This window comes from Ruegeria lacuscaerulensis, assembly GCF_013034745.1.
In the GTDB taxonomy this organism is placed as follows: domain Bacteria; phylum Pseudomonadota; class Alphaproteobacteria; order Rhodobacterales; family Rhodobacteraceae; genus Ruegeria; species Ruegeria lacuscaerulensis_B.
The window spans coordinates 177,576-192,078 of record NZ_WQGP01000009.1; the positions used below are offsets into that span (position 1 = coordinate 177,576).

Below are 14,503 nucleotides of genomic sequence, written 5' to 3' on the forward strand. Positions count from 1 at the left end.
TTGTGCGAATCAACATTGTCTTCGTCTTGGCCTAGTCTAACCGAATGGCGCGGAAAATACCCACTGTTTGCTTTCAATCACTTGGACCGCATTCTTGAACCACTGCGACCGCGTAACCCCCGGTTCTGCTTGCACTTTGAGGGCTGAGTGGTATTCAGCGCGCAATCTGCCCGTAATCCAAAGGAATAACGCCCGTGGACCTGACTGCGCTGCGCAATGCAAACCCCGAACATTGGGACAAAGCTGCGGCCATCCGCACCCTGACCCTGGACGCCGTCGCCGCCGCCAATTCCGGCCATTCTGGCATGCCGATGGGCATGGCCGATGTTGCGACCGTGCTGTTCGAAAAGCACCTGAAATTTGACGCCTCGGCCCCGAACTGGCCCGACCGCGACCGGTTCATCCTGTCAGCCGGCCATGGTTCGATGCTGATCTATTCGCTGCTGTATCTGACCGGCCACGCTGACGTCACGCTGGACGAGATCAAGAACTTCCGCCAGTTGGGCGCAAAAACCGCAGGCCATCCGGAAAACTTTCTGGTCGATGGAATTGAGACCACCACCGGCCCGCTGGGTCAGGGTATCTCGAACGCTGTGGGCTTTGCCATGGCCGAGGAAATCCAGCGCGCGCACTACGGCAAGAAGGTCGTTGATCACTATACATATGTGATCGCGGGCGACGGCTGCCTGATGGAAGGCGTCAGCCAAGAGGCGATCACCCTCGCCGGACGTCATGAGCTGAGCAAGTTGATTGTCTTCTGGGACAACAACAACATCACCATCGACGGCACCGTGGACATCGCAGACCGGACCGATCAGGTGCGCCGTTTCGCGGCTTCGGGCTGGCATGTGATCGAGATCGACGGCCATGACCCGCAAGCCATCGACACAGCCATCGTGCAAGCGAAAAAGTCGAACAAACCGACCATGATCGCGTGCGAAAGCCACATTGCTCTGGGTCACGCGGCTCAGGATACATCAAAAGGCCATGGCGCGCTGACCGATCAGGATCAACTAAAAGCCGCCAAAGAAGGCTATGGCTGGCCGCATGGCGCGTTTGAAATCCCTGCCGACGTGAAATCGGCTTGGGAAGCCATCGGTGCCCGTGGTGCCGCCGAGCGCACCGCATGGGAGGCCCGCTTTGCCGAGCTGTCCGAGCGTAAGCAGGCCGAGTTCAACCGCGCCTATGCGTTTGAAGCGCCCAAGAAACTGGCCGGCGCGATCCGCGCGTTCAAGAAACAAGCTTCGGAAGACCAACCGAAACTGGCCACCCGCGCCTCGTCGGAAAAAGTTCTGAACGTCGTTAACCCGATCATGACCGAAACCGTTGGCGGTTCGGCTGACCTGACAGGGTCGAACAACACCAAATCTGCGGATATGGGCGTGTTCCTGCCGGAAAACCGCAAAGGCCGTTACATCCACTACGGTATCCGCGAACACGGGATGGCCGCTGCGATGAACGGCATGGCGCTGCATGGTGGCATCCGCCCGTATGGCGGCACGTTCATGGCCTTCACCGACTATGCGCGTCCGTCGATGCGCCTGGCCGCGTTGATGAAAATCCCGTCGGTCTTCGTGATGACTCACGATTCTATCGGTCTGGGCGAAGATGGCCCGACCCACCAGCCGGTCGAGCATCTGGCGATCAGCCGCGCGACACCCAACACCTATGTGTTCCGCCCCGCCGACACGGTTGAAACGGCTGAGGCATGGGAACTGGCGCTGACCTTCAAGGAAAGCCCCTCGGTCCTGTCGCTGACCCGTCAGGGCGTGCCGACCGTGCGCAAGGATCACAAAACCAAGAACCTGGCCGCACAAGGCGCTTATGTTCTGGCCGAGGCCGAAGGCAAACGCCAGGCCATCCTGATTGCAACCGGCTCGGAAGTGTCACTGGCGATGGAAGCCAAAGCGATGCTTGAGGCCGAAGGCATCGGCACCCGCGTCGTCTCCATGCCCTGTATGGAGCTGTTCGCCGAGCAGGACGAAGCCTATCGCAAGCGCGTGCTGCCCGCCGGTGCCGTCCGCGTCGGCATCGAGGCCGCCGTCCGCGCCGGTGGCTGGGATCGCTGGCTGCTGGGCGAGCGTGGCCGTGAAGCCAAGGCTGGGTTCATCGGCATGTCGGGTTTTGGTGCGTCGGCCCCCGCGGGAGAGCTGTATAAGCATTTCGGCATCACTGCCGAAGCCACCGTTGCAAAGGTCAAGGACCTGCTTGGCTAACCCGCAACGCATATCAAATCACAAAAAAGGCGACCACAGTGGTCGCCTTTTTTCCTACCTGTTTCCTGTCACAGGTTGGTGAGTCATTGTGACCCCGCCTGCCCTATCCTCACGACTGAAACGCATTACCTGCGGCAAAACCAACCAGTCACAGGGAAGACCAAATATGAAACTCCACGCCGTCCTCTGCGCCGTTGTCATGGCCACCGCCGCCCCAGCCTTTGCGGCTGAATTTGCCAGCAAGGAAGAGATTCAGAAAACCATGGCGGGCCACACCTATGCCGGAGGTATGCTGTCGGGCGCGTTTACCGAATATTACGCCGCTGATGGCACCATCAAGGGCGAGGGCTACACGGGCAAGTGGGAAGCAACGGATAGTGGCATGTGCTTTCAATACGGCACAGACCCCAAGAATTGCTGGGAATTGAAAATTGACGGGGTCGCCGTAACCTTGTTCAAAGACGGCAAGATCGACGGGTCGGGAGTTGTGGTCGAAGGCAATACCAACGGTTTCTGACACGATGCCGCGCCGCTCATTATGGCGGCGCGGATTGGCCAGATCAGTGCGATTTGAGCAGCTTTGTCGCCACCGGGATTAACGCCAATCCCCAGGCTAATCCGAACACACCGTCCATAGTTGCCTTGGCGATCCACTCAGCCGCGCCTTCATATTGCGCTGAAACCATATGGCCTACCGCATAGGCCCAGTCGTGAATGTGGTGGCCCAGCCAGCCAAAGCCCAAAACCTCGAGCCCGTGGATGATGATCGACCCGCCGACCCACAGCATTGCGGCGGTCCCAACGATTGAAAGCAGCTTCATCACAATCGGCATGGCTTTGACCAAGCCTCGCCCGGTTCCGCGCCCGATCGGCGTTGGTGCGTTCTGCGCCAGAAACAGGCCCACATCGTCCATTTTCACGATCAACGCGACCGAGCCATAGACCGCAACCGTCACGCCGATCCCGACAACAGCCAACGTCGCCGCCTGCATCCAGATGTTCGGCGCCTCAATGGCGGCCAGCGCGATGGTCATGATCTCGGCCGACAAGATGAAATCGGTCTTTATTGCACCTTTGACTTTCTGCTCTTCCAGATGGCCTGGATCTCGGATTTTCATATCCTCGTCGATGGCATGGCTGCCATGGGGAAAGAGAACATGGAAAATCTTCTCAGCCCCTTCGAAACATAAATAAGACCCGCCCAGCATCAGCAAAGGCGTGATCAGCCAGGGCGCGAAATTAGCCAGCAACAGCGCAACGGGTAGCAGCAGCACGATCTTGTTGAAAACCGACCCGCGCGCGATGCGCCAGATGATCGGCAACTCGCGCGCCGGGGCGAAACCTTGCACGTATTTCGGAGTCACGGCAGCATCGTCAATGATCACGCCCGCCGTTTTGGCCCCGGCCTTGCCAGCCGCTGCAACAACATCATCAACCGACGATGCCGCAACTTTTGCAATTCCGGCAACATCGTCCAGCAATGCCAAAAGACCGCTCATGCCGTGTTCCTTCCTGTAACCTGCCGCAGGTGGACCCTACCTGATCTTTCAGCTAGCGCAAGCGTTAGCGATACCGGCCAAGGTTTGCGCTAACACGTTAAAAATATGTCACTTTTACTCTTTTGAGAACGCGTTAGGGCCGCTATATCGCCTGCAACGCAAGCGCATTTTGGAGACGTTAGATGACCATCAAGGTCGGCATCAATGGTTTTGGCCGTATTGGCCGCTGCACCCTGTCGCATATCGCGGCATCGGCCCGCAACGACATCGAAGTGATCAAGGTCAACGCAACCGGCCCGCTGGAAACCACGGCGCATCTGCTGAAATATGACAGCGTCCACGGGCGCTTCCCCCGCGACGTCTCGATCGAGGGCAACACCATGGATCTGGGCCGCGGCCCCATGGAGATGTTCTCGACCTACGACATGAACGAGCTGGACTGGGAAGGCTGCGACGTCGTTCTGGAGTGCACCGGCAAGTTCAATGACGGCCTGAAAGCCAAGACGCATCTTGAGCGTGGCGCGCAAAAGGTTCTGCTGTCAGCTCCGGGCAAGAATGTCGATAAAACCATCGTCTATGGCGTGAACCACAACAGCCTGGCTGCTGATGACAAAATGGTCTCAAACGGCTCCTGCACCACAAACTGCCTTGCTCCGCTTGCCAAGGTTCTGGACGAAGGCATCGGGATTGAGCATGGCATCATGACCACGATCCACGCCTATACCGGCGACCAGCCCACGCTGGACCGCCGCCACAGCGACCTGTACCGCGCTCGCGCTGCCGCTATGTCGATGATCCCAACCTCGACAGGTGCTGCCAAGGCGCTGGGTGAGGTTCTGCCGAACCTCAAAGGTCGTCTGGATGGCTCCGCAATCCGGGTTCCGACCCCGAATGTCTCGGCAGTGGACCTGACCTTCCGCGCCGGCCGCGAGGTGACTGTTGACGAGGTCAACGCTATCGTGCGTGAAGCTTCGCAGGGTCATATGCAGCGCGTTCTGGGCTATGAGCCCGCGCCGCTGGTTTCGACCGATTTCAACCACACCGAAGAAAGCTCGATCTTCGCACCGGATCAAACCCGCGTGGTCGGTGACCGCATGGTGCGCGTGTTGGCATGGTATGACAATGAATGGGCCTTCTCGGTCCGCATGGCGGATGTCGCAGTTGCGATGGGCCGTCTTAACTAAGACGCCATTGAATTCTTGAACATATTTGCCCGCTCAGGTTATCTGGGCGGGCATTTTCGTTCGGGGCCTCGATGACCAATCAAATAGCTATCTGGCTGGGTTTTTTGATTCTGGGGGCCGCCTGCCTAGACTATGCCCTGTTCGGGCCCGAGCATTTTCTGTTTCTGGGCAAGAAACTCTATGCCTTCCTGGATTGGATCGCCGTCTGGCGCTGACATAGGTTTTCCTTGACTTTTTCGTCATTCTGGCTTTGTTAGCGCTAACTCGAACGCAAGCCGAAAGACGGACGGAGCAGATTATGACACTCAAACTGGCAATCAACGGATTTGGACGCATCGGACGCAACGTGTTGCGTGCTGTTATGGAGACTGGCCGAACCGATGTTGAAATCGTCGCCATAAACGACCTGGCCAAGCCCGAGATGAACGCGCATCTGTTCGAGTTTGACAGTGTCCATGGCCGGTACTCCAAGCCAGTGACGCTGTCTGAAGCCGGAATGGATGTTGGCGCCGGTCCCATACGTTTGACCAGCGAGCGTGACCCGGAAAACCTAAACTGGTCCGATGTGGACGTCGTACTGGAATGCACCGGCGTGTTCCGCACGCGCGAGGCTGCTGCCCGTCATCTGGAAAATGGGTCTAAGAAGGTTCTGATCTCGGCCCCTGCCCGCGGGGATGGTGGCGTGAAAACGATCGTATTCGGCGTCAACGATCACGAGTTGACCGCTCAGGATACCATTGTGTCGAACGCGTCTTGCACCACGAACTGCCTATCACCCGTTGCTGCCGCCCTTGATGCGGGCCTTGGCATTGTTCATGGCAACATGACGACGGTGCATGCCTATACGGCCAGCCAACCGGTGCACGATTCCGCTGGCAAAGACCCCTACCTGTCCCGCGCCGCGGCTCTGTCGATGATTCCGACAACAACCGGAGCGGCCTCTGCCGTGGGTCTTGTACTGCCGCAACTGCAAGGCAAACTGACCGGACAGGCCATTCGAGTGCCGACGCCCAACGTGTCGGTTGTCGATCTGGTCGTCGAAGTCTCACGCTCTACTACCGAGGAAGAGGTCAACGCCCTGTTCGTAGAAGCGGCAGCCAAGATCCCCGGCGTACTTGCGGCGGAACAGCGCCCACTGATCTCGGTCGATTTTAACCACGATTCCCACAGCTCGACCGTGTCCCTGCCCGAGACGAAGGTAACCGACGGCACTCTGGTCCGGGTGCTGGCCTGGTATGATAACGAATGGGGCTTCTCGAACCGGATGCTGGATACCGCGGCGGCTATGGGCGCGTTAACCTAAACGCTCTTTCAACGCCGCATCGACACGGGGCGTGACGAATTTCGACACGTCCCCATCCAGACGGGCAATCTCTTTAACCAGTTTCGAGGCGATCGCCTGATGGCGGGCCTCGGCCATCAGAAAGACCGTCTCAATCGAATTGTCCAGTGCGCGGTTCATCCCGACCATCTGGAATTCATACTCGAAATCCGCAACGGCCCGAAGGCCGCGCACGATGATCTGAGCCCCAACATCGCGGGCACAATCAATCAGCAGGTTTTCAAAGGGATGCGCAACGATTTCCGTGCCGGTCTGCTCGGTCAGATGCGCGCATTCAGCCTCGATCATGGAAACGCGTTCTTCCAAAGTGAACAAAGGTCCCTTGTCGCGGTTGATCGCAACCCCAATCACCAGCTTGTCCACAAGTGCGGATGCGCGACGAATGATATCGATATGACCCAAGGTGATCGGATCAAAAGTTCCGGGATATAATCCAACCCTCATCGCCGCCTCCTGCGCAACAAAATTTCTGCGCAAGCAAACACAACTCTGCCGCAGGTGCAATAGGTTGGCGTGGATATCGGGGCGATTAGTGCCCCATTATCATGGTTTCCAGCGCCTCTTTCTCCATTGCCAGTTCGGACAATTGCGCTTTGACCACATCCCCAAGTGTAACGATGCCGATCAATTTGCCATCTTCGACAATAGGCATGTGACGGAACCGTCCTTCAGTCATGCGGCTCAGGACGTCTTGGACCGAATCCTGACGCGTCGCCGTTACCAGATCGCTGGTCATGTAGGCGCTGACCGGTTTGCTGAGGCATCCGCTGCCGCTGGCCGCAAGTTCACGGACGATATCGCGTTCCGACAGAATGCCTGCTGCGGATTTCCCGCCATCCTCGGACACCACAACCGTACCGATCCGCTTTTCTGCCAGAATTTTCGACGCATCGGACACGGTCACGTCCGGGGCAACCGTCATGACCCCTTCGGTGGCCTTGGATTTCAGAATGGCCTGAACAAGCATAGGCGAAACCTCCGAAATAACTTGCTGTTTTCCAAAGCGTTGCCGGAATGATTGAATGTGTCAAGATGAAGCTGCCGCTTCCAGCCGCGCCACTTCGTCACGAATTCCTGCGGTCAGCGCAGTTGCAAACCGGTTCAGACGCTCGTTTCGCTGATCCCCTTGATGTCGGACCAGATGAAAACTCCGGGTCAGACTGACATGATCCGTCAGGATTTTCCGCAGGTTTGGATGGAATGGCAGCGTGAAATCGTGGGCCACACAAACTCCAGAGCCCAAGGCAACCTGGCGCAACTGGACCGATACGGAATTCGATGCAAGCGCGACACGGTCAACCCCAAGATCGACCAGGTAGTCGAGTTCCCGGTCAAAGATCATGTCCGGGATATAGCCGATCATCCGATGCCCTTTCAGTGCTTCGGGCGTTGGGATCGCGGGCCGCGCGGAAAGATATTCGTCACTGGCAACCAGATACAACCGGTAGTCGGTGATTTTCTGAACCAGCACCCGGCCTGCCGTCGGCGCGCTGACGGTCACAGCCATATCCGCCTCGCGTCGGGACAGGTTGATGACACGGGGCAAGGCGAGGATCTGGATATCCAGATCGGGATTGGCATCGCAGATTTGCGCGCAAACCTGTGGCAACAGGTAGTTTGCGCAACCATCCGGGGCCCCGATCCTGATCTGTCCGCTTAGCGTTTTGGACGACCCCGCCATAGCCCCAGCTGCAGCGCGCATCGCCTCTTCCGCTTTCAACCCATGATCCAGGAGGCGTTCACCGGCTGAGGTCAGAACATAGCCTTGCTGAGATTTGGTGAACAAAGGCGCGTTCAGCGAAGCCTCAAGCCGAGCAATCCGTCTGCCCACTGTCGCGGGGTCGATCTTAAGTTGCCGACCCGCGGCAGACAGGCTTTCTTCTCGCGCAACTGCCAGAAACACCCGCATATCATCCCAATTCGGCGTCACCGCACACCCTTTGCATTTTTGCAAAACATATTTGAGACATTGCCTCTGTTCACGCGATTTTTGCAAGCCTATTGTGCGCGCAAAGATAACGGAGGAATTCGCAATGTCCGAACTGTCCCATTTCATCAACGGCGAGAACGTGCCCGGCACGTCTGGTCGCTTTGACGACGTCTTCAACCCGGCTACGGGTGAAGTTCAGTACAAATGCCCGATGGCCAGCGCGGCCGAGACCACGGCTGCCATCGAAAGCGCCGCCGCTGCGCAGCCCGCGTGGGGAGCCACTAACCCGCAGAAACGCGCGCGGGTGATGATGGCCATGGTTGGCCTGATGAACCGCGATATGGACAAGCTGGCCGAGGCGCTCAGCCGCGAGCACGGTAAGACCATCCCTGACGCCAAAGGCGACCTTCAGCGTGGTTTGGAAGTGATCGAATATTGCATCGGCGCACCACAGATGCTGAAGGGCGAATACACCGATAGCGCAGGCCCCGGCATCGACATGTATTCCATGCGCCAGCCGCTGGGCGTTGTGGCGTCGATCATGCCGTTCAATTTCCCCGCCATGATGCCGCTGTGGCACGTGGGCCCGGCGCTGGCCTGCGGCAATGCCGTGGTTCTGAAACCGTCCGAACGTGACCCCTCGGTCCCGCTGATGCTGGCGGAACTGTTTGTCGAGGCTGGTCTGCCCAAGGGAGTGTTCCAAGTGGTCAATGGCGACAAAGAGGCCGTGGATACCCTGCTGGACAGCGAGATCATTCAGGGCGTCTCTTTCGTGGGTTCGACCCCGATTGCGCAGTACATCTATTCCCGCGCCACGGCGAATGGCAAACGTGCACAGTGCTTTGGCGGTGCCAAGAACCACATGATCGTCATGCCCGACGCGGATTTGGATCAAGCCGCCGACGCTCTGGTCGGTGCCGGGTTTGGCGCGGCTGGCGAACGCTGCATGGCAGTTTCGGTCGCCGTTCCTGTGGGTGAGGAAACCGCCGATGCGCTGATCGAAAAGCTGGTGCCGCGCATCGAAAAGTTGAAAGTCGGCCCCTATACAGCAGGCGATGACGTGGACATGGGCCCCGTCGTCACCGGAGCCGCGAAAGAGCGTATCCTGGGCCTGATCAACTCGGGCATCGAACAAGGCGCAGAACTGGTCGTCGACAACCGCGACTTCAGCCTACAGGGCTATGAGGACGGCTTCTTTGTCGGCCCACACCTGTTCGACCGCGTGACCCCGGATATGGACATCTACAAGCAAGAGATCTTTGGTCCGGTTCTGTCGACCGTTCGCGCGGGATCTTATGAAGAAGCGCTGAAACTGGCGATGGACCATGAATATGGCAACGGCACCGCGATCTTCACCCGTGACGGTGATACCGCCCGCGACTTCGCCAGCCGTGTGAACATCGGTATGGTGGGCGTCAACGTTCCGATCCCAGTTCCGCTGGCCTATCACACCTTTGGCGGCTGGAAAAAATCCATGTTTGGTGACTTGAACCAGCACGGCCCGGACAGCTTCAAATTCTATACCCGGACCAAAACGGTCACCGCGCGCTGGCCCTCGGGTATCAAAGAAGGCGGCGAATTTAACTTCAAAGCCATGGACTAAATGCGACGTAGTTTTTGAATCGGCCCCTTCGGGGGCCGTTTTTTTTCGGCAACGGTCTGCCGAATTCCGGCCGAAGCGCCGATTTCACGATAAATTCAGGCCAAGATGTCTGGAAATATGCATCGAACGCCAATATTTTAACGGCAAATTATTGATCGAGCAGTTCCTGAACCGGAGGCCAAATTGTCCAATTCCCGCTTGACCCGTCGCTCTGCCTTGTTGGGGGCAGCGTCCCTGTTGGCCACCCCTGCCCTTGTGCGCGCCCAAAGCTCTGACGCATTCCCGCAGAACGAAGACGCGATCAGCACGCAGCTTCCGGTGCGCCGTAACGTCTCGTCCTTCTCGCAGCAGAATTGGCAGGACCATTTTGATGAGCTGGGTGTGGGTGCCCTGTTGGCCGACATCACCAGCCGCGCAGTGCATTACTGGGGTCCAGACGGGACCTACAAACTGTATCCCAGCTCAGTCCCCATGAGCGAAGAGCTGACAAAACGCGGCTATACCGAGGTTGTACGCAAACGCGAAAACCCAAGCTGGACACCGACCGCGTCGATGCGCGAGCGTGATCCTGATCTGCCGATCCGCATGGAAGGCGGTGAGCCAGGCAATCCGCTGGGCACGCGGGCTATGTATCTTGGCTGGCCTGCCTATCTGGTCCACGGTACCCATGATACCCGCAAGATTGGACGTCAAAGCTCGTCCGGCTGTATCGGGCTCTACAATCAGCATGTCGAGGAGCTCTATCCCCTCGTCCAGGTCGGAACCCAAGTTCGACTGGTTTGAAACACAAAACCCCGGCCGCAAGGACCGGGGTTTTTTCATGACTTTACAGCGCGTTATTCCGGCAGAATTACTGCGTCGACAACGTGGATCACACCGTTGCTGGTTTCAATGTCTGCCTGAATGACTTCGGCGTCGTTGACTTTAACCCCGCGCTTGGCGTTGACGCTCAGTCGATCACCTTGGACCGTCAGAACCTTTGCACGCTTACCAGCAATGTCACCGGACATAACCTTGGCCGGGACCACGTGATAGGTCAGAATTTCGACCAGTTGATCCTTATTCTCGGGCAGCAGAAGCGTTTCTACTGTGCCTTCGGGCAAGGCGGCAAATGCCTCATCTGTGGGGGCGAATACGGTGAACGGGCCATCACCTTTCAACGTGTCGACCAGACCAGCAGCCTGAACAGCGGCAACAAGCGTTTCGAACGACCCGGCCGAAACGGCGGTGTCCACGATGTCGGCGGCTTGCGCCTTGACCGGCAGTGTCAGGGCAAGTGCGGCTGCGGCACCCATCAGTGTTTGGCGGAACATGGCTGTATCTCCTCTCCAGCGTGTTATCGAAAGGGGTACGGGGCCTCAGCCGCAGCGGATCACTTTGAGTTCAATTTTCTTTGATCTGCACCCAGATACTTTGCGCACGACCATCGCCCAGGAACGGCAAAGTCTCGACCGCATCAGGACGATCCTGTTGCAGGTAATACCCCGGCCAAAGCATTGAATACGCGCCAGATTGCAGCAAAGCGTGCAGCATGTACTGCTCGCCCCAACCGGGGCAGTCATAGAAGAATCGCTTGGGATATTCGTAGGGCAAAAAAACATCGTGCACATGGATCACGACACCGGGTTTCAATGCAGGAATTATGCGACAGAACAGGTGTGCGACGTCATTGCTTATGCGTACGACGTGGCTGGAATCGATGAACAGGATGTCGCCCGCCTCCAACTGATCGAACAGCGCGGGGTCGACCTCTTCCAGCCGTTTCTGTTCGAAATGATCCACCACATGGGCGATGTCTGCACGCGGATAGGGGTCAATCGCGGTGATCTGCGTCTTGAGCCCGCCGTCGATGATCGCTTGCCGGGTCACGCGCGTTGAGTTGCCGCAGCCGACCTCAATCACCCTTCGAGGTTTGAACCGACGGATCATCAGGTACAAGGCATCGGCATCGGGGCTATCATAATAGCCATTGCCAATCCGATAGCCGGTTTGACAGCGCGCCGGGTCCTTCATCGCGGCCAGCGCATCGGCATGTTCGCCATATTCGGCCGCCAGCGGCGCGATATCGAACTCCTTCATCCCCGGCGACAAGGCATAGGCGGGTCGAGTCAAGCCTCCTGCCCTCTCAAACGCTTCAAGGCGGACGCGTTCGTCATTTTCGGGGGCTTTGTCGATAAGTTTAACCCCAAGTTCCTCAAGGGCGTCGTTGATTTTTCGGAATTTCCTGGGTTTCACGCGAACGCTCCGGGGTTTGGACTGTTGACTGAAGGGTTCTTATCGCCGGCGCCGGGGGCTTCGCAAGCCAAACACTTGGCAAGACGATCATTTCCGTATTCACTGTTTGGAATAACCGACGAGGGCGACCATGCAGCAAGAATACACGCTGGGTATCGAGGAAGAGTATCTTCTGGTCAACCGCGACACATGCGAACTTGCCGAAGCGCCCGAGGCGTTGATGGAAGCTTGCCAGACCGACTTCCAAGGCCAGGTCAGCCCCGAATTCCTGCAATGTCAGATCGAGGTCGGCACCCGCCCCCATGCCACTATCGCCGCCGCACGAGAGGACCTGAAACGCCTACGGTCCTGCGTGGCCAAACGCGCGGCAGACTACAACCTCGCACCAATTGCGGTGTCGTGCCATCCGTTTGCCGACTGGAAGAAGCAGCACCACACGCGCAAGGAACGCTATGACGCGCTGCAACATGCTTTGGGCGGCGTGGCGAGGCGAATGCTGATCTGTGGGATGCATGTCCACATCGAGGTTCAAGACCCTGCCCTGCGTGCTGATCTGATGCCGCAACTGGCCTACTTCCTGCCTCATCTGCTGGCCTTGTCCACCTCATCCCCCTATTGGAACGGTGAGGATACGGGGCTGTCCTCGTACCGTTTGACGGTCTTTGACAACCTTCCACGCACCGGGTTGCCCCCAGCCTTGGCCAGTTGGGACGAATATGAGCGCACCACCGGTATTCTGGTAGAGCTTGGCGTGATCGAGGATACGTCGAAAATCTGGTGGGACCTTAGGCCGTCGCACCGCTTCCCCACGCTTGAGACGCGGATCATGGATGTGCAACCGAGGCTTGAACACGCGCTGTCTCTTGCGGCGATGGTACAGGCCCTGACCCGAATGCTGTGCCGCCTGAAAGCGCGAAACCTGCGTTGGCGCAACTATGACCAGTTCCTGATCGGAGAAAACCGTTGGCGCGCACTGCGCTATGGCGTAGGCGAGGGCATGATCGACTTTGGCGACCGCTCGATCAAGCCCATGCCCGAACTGATGGGCGAACTGATGGGACTACTGGCTGAAGACACCGAGGCACTTGGTACAATGACCGAACTGGCGCGGTTGCAACAAATCGCGCAGAACGGAACATCGGCCACACGTCAGCGACGCGTTTATGCCGAGGCATCCGCCCGTGGCGAAGATCCGGGAAAAGCGGTTGTCCAACACCTGATCGAGGAATTTCACCACGACCTTTAATCCCCAATAGACAGATGCTGGGAATTGCTGGCCGTGAAAAATTTCTGTAAGGATTGGGAAATAAACACTCGTTCAATTCATCCGTCGGCGTGGGAGGGAAGCCATGGATTTCGCTTTGACCGAAGAGCAGACTGCGATCTTCGACATGGCCTATGAGTTCGGGCAGAAGAACATAGCCCCCTATGCTCGACAGTGGGAGGCTGAAGGGACCATCCCCAAAGACCTGTGGCCACGTGTCGGAGAGCTTGGATTCGGCGGCCTCTACGTCTCTGAAGACAGTGGAGGTTCGGGCCTGTCGCGTCTGGATGCCACAATGGTGTTCGAGGCGTTGTCGATGGCCTGCCCGTCCGTCGCGGCGTTTCTTTCGATTCACAACATGTGCGCGAAGATGTTGGACAGTTTCGCCGGGGATGCGCTTAAAGCACGTATCATGCCCGATGTTCTCAGCCTGAATACCGTTCTCAGCTATTGCCTGACCGAACCGGGCTCGGGCTCGGATGCTGCTGCGCTGAAAACCCGCGCGGACCGCAGCAATGAAGGATACCTGCTGAACGGGACCAAGGCGTTCATCTCAGGAGGTGGTTATTCCGACGCCTATGTCTGCATGGTGCGCACGGGACAGGACGGTCCCAAGGGGATTTCAACGGTCTATGTCGAGGACGGCGCCCCCGGCCTGTCCTTCGGCGCTTTGGAGCAGAAGATGGGATGGAAAAGCCAACCCACGGCGCAGGTGCAGTTCGACGATTGCAAAATCCCGGCCGAAAACCTTGTTGGTGTCGAAGGCGACGGGTTCAAATATGCGATGATGGGCCTAGATGGCGGACGGCTTAACATCGCCTCATGCTCGTTAGGGGCCGCGCAAGCGGGGCTGAATATGACGTTGCAATATATGTCCGAGCGGCAGGCCTTCGGTCAGTCCATCGACCAGTTTCAGGCGCTGCAATTCCGTCTGGCCGATATGGAGATCGAGTTGCAGGCCGCGCGCACATTTTTGCGCCAAGCCGCGTGGAAATTGGATCAGGGCGCGCCCGATGCCACCAAGTTCTGCGCCATGGCCAAGAAATTCGTGACCGAGACCGGATCGAAAGTGGTGGATCAGTGCCTGCAACTGCATGGCGGCTATGGCTACCTTGCAGACTACGGTATCGAGAAACTGGTCCGCGACTTGCGCGTGCATCAAATCCTGGAAGGAACGAATGAAATTATGCGCGTGATCGTGTCGCGCCAGATGTTGGCCAATCGCTGAGG

The 14,503-nt window shown here is 58.0% G+C and carries 15 protein-coding genes; 9 read left to right on the forward strand and 6 right to left on the reverse strand.

The features are described 5' to 3' along the window. Positions 1–194: 194 nt before the first annotated feature. Both tkt and GOV79_RS18245 read left to right on the forward strand, forming a co-directional pair. Positions 195–2,216, forward strand: coding sequence for a transketolase (gene tkt, locus GOV79_RS18240; RefSeq protein ID WP_170791056.1), 2,022 nt, complete (start codon positions 195–197; stop codon positions 2,214–2,216). A gap of 166 nt (positions 2,217–2,382) precedes the next feature. Further along, the gene (locus tag GOV79_RS18245; RefSeq protein WP_170769651.1) at positions 2,383–2,733 is read left to right on the forward strand and encodes a hypothetical protein; all 351 of its coding nucleotides are present in this window, start codon (positions 2,383–2,385) and stop codon (positions 2,731–2,733) included. A 43-nt stretch (positions 2,734–2,776) separates the two neighbouring features. On the opposite strand, the gene GOV79_RS18250 is transcribed toward GOV79_RS18245, so the two are convergent. Then, positions 2,777–3,715 (reverse strand): DUF808 domain-containing protein, encoded by a 939-nt coding sequence (locus GOV79_RS18250; RefSeq protein WP_170791058.1) that lies wholly within the window; start codon positions 3,713–3,715, stop codon positions 2,777–2,779. A gap of 182 nt (positions 3,716–3,897) precedes the next feature. Here GOV79_RS18250 and gap (GOV79_RS18255) point away from each other — a divergent pair, with 182 nt between their 5' ends. The 3 genes from gap (GOV79_RS18255) to gap (GOV79_RS18265) all read left to right on the forward strand — a co-directional run bounded on the left by gap (GOV79_RS18255) (position 3,898) and on the right by gap (GOV79_RS18265) (position 6,202). Next, the gene (gap, locus tag GOV79_RS18255; protein ID WP_170791060.1) at positions 3,898–4,899 is read left to right on the forward strand and encodes a type I glyceraldehyde-3-phosphate dehydrogenase; all 1,002 of its coding nucleotides are present in this window, start codon (positions 3,898–3,900) and stop codon (positions 4,897–4,899) included. Between the two features lie 71 nt (positions 4,900–4,970). Further along, the gene (locus GOV79_RS18260) at positions 4,971–5,114 is read left to right on the forward strand and encodes a hypothetical protein (RefSeq protein WP_170791063.1); all 144 of its coding nucleotides are present in this window, start codon (positions 4,971–4,973) and stop codon (positions 5,112–5,114) included. Between the two features lie 83 nt (positions 5,115–5,197). Beyond that, the gene (gene gap / locus GOV79_RS18265) at positions 5,198–6,202 is read left to right on the forward strand and encodes a type I glyceraldehyde-3-phosphate dehydrogenase (protein WP_170791065.1); all 1,005 of its coding nucleotides are present in this window, start codon (positions 5,198–5,200) and stop codon (positions 6,200–6,202) included. Here gap (GOV79_RS18265) and coaD read toward each other — a convergent pair. From coaD to GOV79_RS18280, 3 genes are all read right to left on the reverse strand, one after another. Next, entirely contained in the window at positions 6,194–6,685 is a 492-nt protein-coding gene (gene coaD, locus GOV79_RS18270; RefSeq protein WP_170791069.1) for a pantetheine-phosphate adenylyltransferase, read from the reverse strand. The genes gap (GOV79_RS18265) and coaD overlap by 9 nt on opposite strands. Before the next feature lie 85 nt (positions 6,686–6,770). Then, positions 6,771–7,208: a CBS domain-containing protein gene (locus GOV79_RS18275; RefSeq protein WP_170786633.1), complete on the reverse strand. Its 438-nt coding sequence runs from the start codon at positions 7,206–7,208 to the stop codon at positions 6,771–6,773. 60 nt (positions 7,209–7,268) lie between these two features. Further along, entirely contained in the window at positions 7,269–8,171 is a 903-nt protein-coding gene (locus GOV79_RS18280) for a LysR family transcriptional regulator (protein ID WP_170791071.1), read from the reverse strand. A gap of 103 nt (positions 8,172–8,274) precedes the next feature. Between GOV79_RS18280 and GOV79_RS18285 the strand changes: the two genes are divergently transcribed. Both GOV79_RS18285 and GOV79_RS18290 read left to right on the forward strand, forming a co-directional pair. Continuing rightward, positions 8,275–9,774 (forward strand): CoA-acylating methylmalonate-semialdehyde dehydrogenase, encoded by a 1,500-nt coding sequence (locus GOV79_RS18285; protein WP_170786629.1) that lies wholly within the window; start codon positions 8,275–8,277, stop codon positions 9,772–9,774. A gap of 183 nt (positions 9,775–9,957) precedes the next feature. Further along, a complete protein-coding gene (locus GOV79_RS18290; RefSeq protein ID WP_170769642.1) occupies positions 9,958–10,557 on the forward strand; it encodes a L,D-transpeptidase in 600 nt (199 codons plus the stop codon). 53 nt (positions 10,558–10,610) lie between these two features. Here the strand turns inward: GOV79_RS18290 and GOV79_RS18295 are convergent, their stop codons facing one another. Then, complete coding sequence (locus GOV79_RS18295) at positions 10,611–11,087, reverse strand: fasciclin domain-containing protein (protein WP_170786627.1); 477 nt, start codon at positions 11,085–11,087, stop codon at positions 10,611–10,613. Between the two features lie 70 nt (positions 11,088–11,157). Next, the gene (locus tag GOV79_RS22600) at positions 11,158–12,009 is read right to left on the reverse strand and encodes a class I SAM-dependent methyltransferase (RefSeq protein ID WP_170791073.1); all 852 of its coding nucleotides are present in this window, start codon (positions 12,007–12,009) and stop codon (positions 11,158–11,160) included. Between the two features lie 130 nt (positions 12,010–12,139). On the opposite strand from GOV79_RS22600, the gene GOV79_RS18305 reads away from it, so the two are divergent. Further along, a complete protein-coding gene (locus GOV79_RS18305) occupies positions 12,140–13,255 on the forward strand; it encodes a carboxylate-amine ligase (protein ID WP_170791076.1) in 1,116 nt (371 codons plus the stop codon). Positions 13,256–13,358: 103 nt separating this feature from the next. Then, positions 13,359–14,501: an acyl-CoA dehydrogenase family protein gene (locus GOV79_RS18310; protein WP_170791078.1), complete on the forward strand. Its 1,143-nt coding sequence runs from the start codon at positions 13,359–13,361 to the stop codon at positions 14,499–14,501. Positions 14,502–14,503: the final 2 nt, after the last annotated feature.